Below are 6,845 nucleotides of genomic sequence, written 5' to 3'. Positions count from 1 at the left end.
GAGCAGCGCGCTGCCTGCACCGAATACGAGCAGCATCGCGACCGACATGATGACCGACCCAGGGTTGCCTCCCGTGATGATGCCCTGCATGCCGTCGACCGCGTAGGTCAGGGGCAGAAGCGGGCTGACGGCCTGGTAGGGCGCCGATAGCAGCTGGATCGGGTAGATACCGCCGGTGGAGGTGAGCTGGATGGCCAGCAGGAACAGGGAAACCACGAGCCCGCCCCGACCGAAACTGACGGTGAGCAGGAGGTGGAACGCGGTGAAGGCGAGCGCTGTGAGGAGTGAGAATCCCAACGTCGCGGGCAACACGTTCCAGCCGACGCCAAGCACGCCGTGCAGCAGCGCGACGAGAAGAATCGCCTGGGCGCCCGTGATGATCCCCGCGCGACCCAGGGCACCCGACACGAGTCGACCGCTGCGCGCGGTCGAGGCCAACGCGCGCCGAGTGACCGGTCGCAGCACCAGGAACACGGCGAGTGCTCCCACCCACAGCCCTAAGGGAATCGCGAAGGTAGCCACCGCCTGCCCGAGGTCTGACACCATATTCGCCGTCGATACTGACAGTGTTACCGGGTTTGCGGCGATCTTTGCCGAGGATGCCGCGGCCTCCGGATCCGTCGCCGGCACCTGATCCGCACCAGACTGCAACCCCGTCGCCAGGCTGGTCGCGCCGGTGGCGAGCCCGCTCGCACCGCTGACCAGCGCAGGCCCGCCGACGCTCAGCTGCGCCGCCCCTTCGGCGCTTTGGGAGATACCGTATCGAACGCCATCTATGCCAGAAGCTGCCTCTGAACTCAGCGTAGCCCCACCGGCTGCGGCACCAGCAAGTTGGTTTGTGATGGCCCGCAGTCCGCCGGAGATCGCCGGGTCGACGGTGGGGTTCGCTTCAATCGCGGGCGTGAGCTGCGATAGAGCTGCCGAAAGCTGCGAGACCCCGCCCGTATAGGTGCCGATGCCGTCGCTGAGTTTATTGAGCCCGGATGCCCCGTCACTCAGTTCGCCCAGACCGCTGGCGAGCGAGCCCACGCCTGCGGTGTACTGCCCGAGGCCGGTCGACAGCGAACTGGCGCCGCTGGAGAGTTGCGTGGCACCGTCTGCCGCAGTGGAAAGCGAGGCACCGAGGTCACCGATGCTGGCATAAATGCCGCCGATGTACTGGGCGGTGATGGTCTTGCCAAAGGTATCGGTCATCGTCTGACCCACGACCTGCGCGACCGAGCCCGTCAGGTAGCCGTGAGAGTCATCGGTGCGGATCGAGATGTCCGCCTGCTGCGGCGCGTCACTGGAGAGTGACAGCAGCGATGTCGAGAAGTTGGACGGCACCGTCAGGACGGCATACACCTCGCCAGCGTCGAGGGCGGCCGCGGCATCCTTCCCGTTGGTGATGGTCCAGTCGAATCCCTCTGCGCCCGTCAGTTCGCTCACCAGTAGGCGACCCGCAAACACGGGCTGCTCTGTTCCGTCTGCTGCTGTCGACTTCTGAAGGGTGTCGTTGTTGACGATGGCAACGGGGATATTGTCGAGCGCCTTATTGCCCTGGCTGGTGGCCCCAACGAAGAGTCCGGCGAACGCCAGGGGGACGAGCGCGACTGCGGCGAATCCGATCCGGCGTAGAACTGTAGTGGTCGTCATCGGACGACTCCTTCCGTGCGGAGCTGCTGCTGGACGAAGGGTGGAGGTGCGGGTAGCGACCCGCGAGAGGAGAGGTCGATGTCGAGGCGCTGACGCCCACCCGTTGCGCCCGAGCCCGCGAACCGTGCCGACATCGGCATCCCGATGACGATGGTCGTGGTTGAGGCGGCAAGCGAGCAGACGGCGGTGACGAACGCCGCCTCGTCGCGCGGGTCTGCGAAGGCGTCAAGCTGATCCAGCATCACGACTGAGGGCCGCTCAGAGATCGCGACGGCGGCGAGCGCGACGGCACGTTCGAGCTGCGGCAGCCCGATCAGTGTGCTGCCCGGCTTCACGATGACGCGGTCATCCCCCAGGACGGCGTTAATCCGGTCGAGCCAGCGCTGGGCCTGGCTACGAAGCGTGAACGCGCGGAACCACGGCTGCGTCATGTCGAGGCGTTCGGCCAGCAACTCCCCGACCGTGACACTGGTTTCGGCGCGCTGGCTGCCGCCGATATCGGCGAGCGCGACAATCGAGCGCACCGCGGCGGCCTCTGATGGCAGTGGATGCCCGCCCACCTGTGCCCGCCCCGACATCGGTTCGAGCCGCCCTGACAGCGTCGCGGCAAGAAGCCGTCGATCGGTGACGTCGCCGCTGGCCATCACCACCGAACCCTGCGCGACGGAGATGGTGATGGGGCCCACCGAGTGTTCGCGCGAGCCGGCCATGAGCGCCTCGGTGCTGAGCACCGCAGTCGTGCCGGAGGCCCACTCGAGGGCGTTCCGGTGTTCGCGCAGTTGTTCACCCTCGATGTCGAGCATGGGCAGCGCGCGACCGAGCCAGCGAGGCATCCACCAGGCGGCGTTTCCAAACAGGGTCATTAACGCTGGCACGAGTGTCATGCGCACCAGGAACGCGTCGAGCACGATGCCGACGGCCAAGCCGAGCGCGATCGGTTTGATGGTGCCGCTGCCCTCGGGCACGAAAGCAAAAAACACGAAGAACATGATGAGCGCTGCCGCGGTCACCACCCTGGCGCCATTGGCGAATCCGGTGCTGATCGCATGCCTGGCATCTCTCGTATGCACGAACTCTTCCCGCATGCCGGAGACCAGGAACACTTCGTAGTCCATGGCGAGCCCGAACAACACGGCCATCAGCAGGATCGGCATGAAGCTCAGGATGGGCCCGGGGTTTTCGACGTGCAGCAGCTCAGAGAACCATCCCCACTGGAAGATAGCAACCACGATCCCGAAGGAGGCCACGACCGACAGGAGAAAGCCGACGGCTGCCTTGATGGGCACAAGCACCGACCTGAACACAGCCATCAGCAGGATGATCGACAACCCCACCACGATGAGCCCGAACGGCACGAGAGCGTTGGTGAGTCGGTTCGAGATGTCGATGCCGACCGCGGTGGCACCGGTCACCGAGAGGGGGGTGCCGTACCGATTCTCGATGGTGGGCGCGAGGTCGCGGATCGCCTGTACGAGATCTTTGGTGGCAACCGCATCCGGTGCACTGGACGGGGTGACCTGGAGTATGGCGGTGTCGAGACCCGCATCCGGAATGCCCTGTGAAACGAAGTCGACGTCCGGCAGCACGCGCAGGTCGTCGGCGATCGATTCGAGATCGCCCAGGATGTCTGTGGTCTGGGTGATGTCGACGGCGACGATGAGCGGGCCGTTGTAGCCGGCCCCGAACCCCTGGCTCACGAGGTCATAGGCCTGTCGCTGGGTGGATCCGACGGGCTGGGACGCGCCATCGGGCAGGTTGAGGTCGAGGCTGAGGGCAGGAATGCCCAGGGTTCCGAGGATCGCGACCACGCCGACCGTGGCCAGGATCGGGCGCCTCATGACGCCCTTCACCCAACGCATGCCCATGCTCTTCTGCTGGCCGGGTTCCGCGTTCGCGCGTTTCCAGGCGCGGGATCCCGTCTTCGGAGCAAGACGGCCTTTGGCCAGGCCGAGGAACGCCGGAAGCAGTGTGGTGGCAATGCCGATGGCGATGAGCACGGCCACCGCGGCTCCGACCCCCATGACACTGAGGAAGGGGATGCCGACTACGAGCAGGCCGAGGAGGGCGATGATCACGGTGATGCCGGCGAAGACGACGGCGCTTCCCGCGGTGCCGACCGCCATGGCCGCCGACTCCTCGGGGTCCTCACCCCTCGCCAGCTGTGTTCGATGGCGAGACAGGATGAACAGGGCATAGTCGATACCGACCGCCAGCCCGATCATGAGCGCAAGCAGGGGCGCAGAGCTCGAGACCGTCGTGAAGGCGGAGAGAGTGATGATCGCGCCCATGACGATCCCGACTCCGATCAGCGCGCTGATGAGCGGCATGCCGGCCGCCAGCAGCGAGCCGAAGGTGATGAACAGCACCACCCCGGCGAAAAGGACGCCGAACACCTCAGTCACGGTGATGCCGACGGTGTTGTCCTGAAACACCCCGCCGCCGAACTCGACTCGCATCCCTGCGTCCTTGCCGACGTCCGCCGTCGATTTCAGGTCGGCGATAGTCGCTTCGGTGACGTCGACCGATGAGCCCACCAGCTGCACCCGGACGATAGCCATCTGGCCGTCGTCGCTGATCGCGTTCCCCGCGTATTCGCTGAAGGGGCTCAGCGCCGTATCGACCCCATCCACCTGTGAAATGGCGGTCACGAGCTTCTCGATAGTGGCTTTCTCATCGGTAATGGATGACCCGGCCGGAGCGACCACGACGGCCGTGGCACTCGCACCGGCGACCGACGGGAACACGGCCGTGAGCCGGTCGAGTGCGTCTTGCGATTCCGTGCCCGGGATGACGAATGACTCCTGGGTTTGCCCGCCGAGGGCGATGCCGCCGCCGAGAACTCCCACGATGAGCAGCAGCCATACGCCCATGACGCGCCATGGGCGGCGGTACGCGAAGCGGCCTAAACGGTAGAGAAGCGTTGCCATGGGATTACCTCAGGTGGGAGCGGGTGTGCGGGGATGTCAGGTGGTGCTGACGGGTGCAAGCAGTTCGTTCATGATCGTGATGAGTGCGGCTCTGATCTCAGTGGCCGGAGTCACGTCGAGCCCAAGAGCGTGTGCGGTGCACAGCATGTACGCAGCACCGCCGAGAGCGATTCCGAAACGCATGTTTTCCTCGAGGGACTGTGAATTCCTGGAAAAGAATTCGGCGAGGTGCGCGACCACGGTATTTGCCCGTTCGATCACGGGGACATCAACGAGGGAGGAGCCCTGGTTGATGAACATGTTGACCTCGAGACGGTATTCCAGGAGGAAGTCAACGAAGCCCTCGAGGAACGCCCGGCGCTCGTTGCCGAGGCCTGTGCCTTCGAGGGGTGCGAGCACGGCCTCCATTCGGTCGATGGCTGGGCCGATGGCCGCCTCAAGCAGGTGCTCTTTGGATGCGAAGTGGTACAAAACACTCGACTTGGACACACTCGCGAGTTCGGCAATGCGTTGCAGGGAGGTCGCGGAGTAGCCGGCGGAGGCGAATTCGGCGAGCGCGATGATGCGCAATTCTTCCTGAGTAGACATGAATTCCACGCTAGCTGACCGATCGGTCAGAGCCTGTCCGATCGGTCAGCCTCTCAGGAAATTGCCAGAGAGGAATACCGAACCGGGTAGCGTTGAAGAAAAGCCATGGAGGCACTGTGCGCAGATTCATTTTCAACACGACACTCCTCAGCGCCATTGTCGGCGGCTGGGGCACGGTGCAATCAACCCGAAAGGGACCGCGCGACTGGCGCCTGGTCCTGATGTGGATCAGTTGGGGCGCCACCGTCGCTATCGCCGTCGGTACCATCGTCGAGCAGTCGAGGAACGATAACGAGTTGGAGGACTGAGCATGTTCGGAAACAGTTATGGATGGGGCGTCATGAACGCTTTCGGAGCGATCGCGGGCGGTTTGTTTGCCTTCTTCCTGCTGCTGGTGACGGCGGGGTTGATCTTCCTCCTCGTCAGATTCCTCCTGGTGGCCACCACCGCGGCAAAAATCTACGTTCATAAGAACACGCCACCGAAGACGCCTGCGGCGGCGGCCGCTACGACGGAGTCACGCTCCGCGGCAACGCCCACGCCGGCCGCTTCGGCAACGCCCGCTGCAGCGGCGCCCGCTCGGCCCGCCGCGGCAGCGCCCGCTCGGCCCGCCGCGGCAACGCCCAAGGCTGCCCCTGCCCCTGCCCCTGCCCCTGCGGCGACCGCACCCACCACGGCGGCAACGGCAACCACCGCAGTTTTGCGTACCACCTCCGCGCCCGCGGCACGACAAGAGCCCACCGTGAAGCCCGCCCCCGCGGTCACGCCTGCGCCCGCCGCGAAATCGACCGCGACGGCGAAGGCGGCGCCCACGACGGCGCCCACAACGAAAGCAGGCACCACAAAGCCGGTCGTCGCAAAGCCGGTGGTCGCCACAAAGCCGGTGGTCGCCACGAAGCCGGTCGTCACAAAGCCGGTCGTTACGCCCGCAGCGGGAAAGTCACGCGCGACCCCCACCACGACGACGCCTCTGTCGAAGGCCCGCACTCCGAAAAATCCAACGACCACGCCCCCGTCGGCCTGACCAGCTCGTACTCCGATGAGCGTCACGTTCACTACGGTTCTGCAGCAGGGCGAGGGCAGCAACGCCGTGGGGATCAACGTTCCCGAGGTCGTGATGGCGCGGCTCGGGCCCGCCAGGCGTTACCCCGTGGTGGTCTCGATCGGCGACTACAGCTATCGCAACTCCGTGAGCTGGTACAAGGGTGCCTTTATGATCCCCCTGAGTTCCGAGCATCGCGCCGCGGCGGGCAATGTCACCGGCGGTGACGAGCTTGAGGTCACACTCGAGATTGACGAAGCCCCCCGCGTGACTGAGATTCCGGATGAACTGAAGGCCGCGCTCGCCAGCGCCGGCGTCCTGGTGAAGTTCGAGTCACTCTCCCCGTCGAAGCAGAAGGGCCTCGTCGCCCCGTGGGAGGCCGCGAAAACCGACGCCACGCGCGACAAGAATCTCGCCAAGGCGATCGCCGCGGCATCCTGAGCACGCGGCTGGTGCTCGCCGCCGTCACTCTCGTCGAGAACGCCACTTCTGCTGGGTTCGCGCGGGTTTAGGCAGCAAAAGTGGCGTTCTCGATGGTTTCGAGCGCGCGCCGTGGCCCGGCGCCCCGCCCCGCGCGCCCCGTGCTCGCGCCCCTCGATGCCCGTGCTCGCGCGCCCGCGGCTGGTGCTCGCCGCCGTCGCTCTCGTCGAGAA

The 6,845-nt window shown here is 65.7% G+C and carries 6 protein-coding genes; 2 read left to right on the top strand and 4 right to left on the bottom strand.

Features of this window, described 5'->3' with window-relative positions; translation table 11 throughout:
* The 3 genes from RMN95_RS14005 to RMN95_RS13995 form a co-directional block, all read right to left on the bottom strand.
* Window positions 1-1,635: YhgE/Pip family protein (locus RMN95_RS14005; protein ID WP_309617525.1), on the bottom strand; the 1,635-nt coding region annotated here is incomplete at its 3' end.
* Window positions 1,632-4,562, bottom strand: a complete 2,931-nt coding sequence (locus RMN95_RS14000; RefSeq protein WP_309617524.1) for an MMPL family transporter — start codon at window positions 4,560-4,562, stop codon at window positions 1,632-1,634. The genes RMN95_RS14005 and RMN95_RS14000, both read right to left, overlap by 4 nt.
* 36 nt (window positions 4,563-4,598) lie before the next feature.
* Complete coding sequence (locus tag RMN95_RS13995; protein WP_309617523.1) at window positions 4,599-5,150, bottom strand: TetR/AcrR family transcriptional regulator; 552 nt, start codon at window positions 5,148-5,150, stop codon at window positions 4,599-4,601.
* A 116-nt stretch (window positions 5,151-5,266) separates the two neighbouring features.
* Between RMN95_RS13995 and RMN95_RS13990 the strand changes: the two genes are divergently transcribed.
* Entirely contained in the window at window positions 5,267-5,458 is a 192-nt protein-coding gene (locus RMN95_RS13990; protein ID WP_309617522.1) for a hypothetical protein, read from the top strand.
* 157 nt (window positions 5,459-5,615) lie between these two features.
* On the opposite strand, the gene RMN95_RS13985 is transcribed toward RMN95_RS13990, so the two are convergent.
* Window positions 5,616-6,200 (bottom strand): hypothetical protein, encoded by a 585-nt coding sequence (locus RMN95_RS13985; RefSeq protein WP_309617521.1) that lies wholly within the window; start codon window positions 6,198-6,200, stop codon window positions 5,616-5,618.
* Between RMN95_RS13985 and RMN95_RS13980 the strand changes: the two genes are divergently transcribed.
* Window positions 6,190-6,633 (top strand): YdeI/OmpD-associated family protein, encoded by a 444-nt coding sequence (locus RMN95_RS13980; RefSeq protein WP_309617520.1) that lies wholly within the window; start codon window positions 6,190-6,192, stop codon window positions 6,631-6,633. The genes RMN95_RS13985 and RMN95_RS13980 overlap by 11 nt on opposite strands.
* The last annotated feature ends 212 nt before the right edge of the window (window positions 6,634-6,845 follow it).

Origin of the sequence: Salinibacterium sp., assembly GCF_031364185.1 — a bacterium.
Taxonomy (GTDB): domain Bacteria; phylum Actinomycetota; class Actinomycetes; order Actinomycetales; family Microbacteriaceae; genus Rhodoglobus.
The sequence above is the reverse complement of the archived record's forward strand: the minus strand, read 5'-3'. Positions and strand labels throughout refer to the sequence as shown.

Coding starts and splice junctions, on each gene's coding strand:
- RMN95_RS13980 (WP_309617520.1), top strand. CDS start 6,190: ATGAGCGTCACGTTCACTACGGTTCTGCAGCAGGGCGAGGGCAGCAAC.
- RMN95_RS13995 (WP_309617523.1), bottom strand. CDS start 5,150: ATGTCTACTCAGGAAGAATTGCGCATCATCGCGCTCGCCGAATTCGCC.
- RMN95_RS14000 (WP_309617524.1), bottom strand. CDS start 4,562: ATGGCAACGCTTCTCTACCGTTTAGGCCGCTTCGCGTACCGCCGCCCA.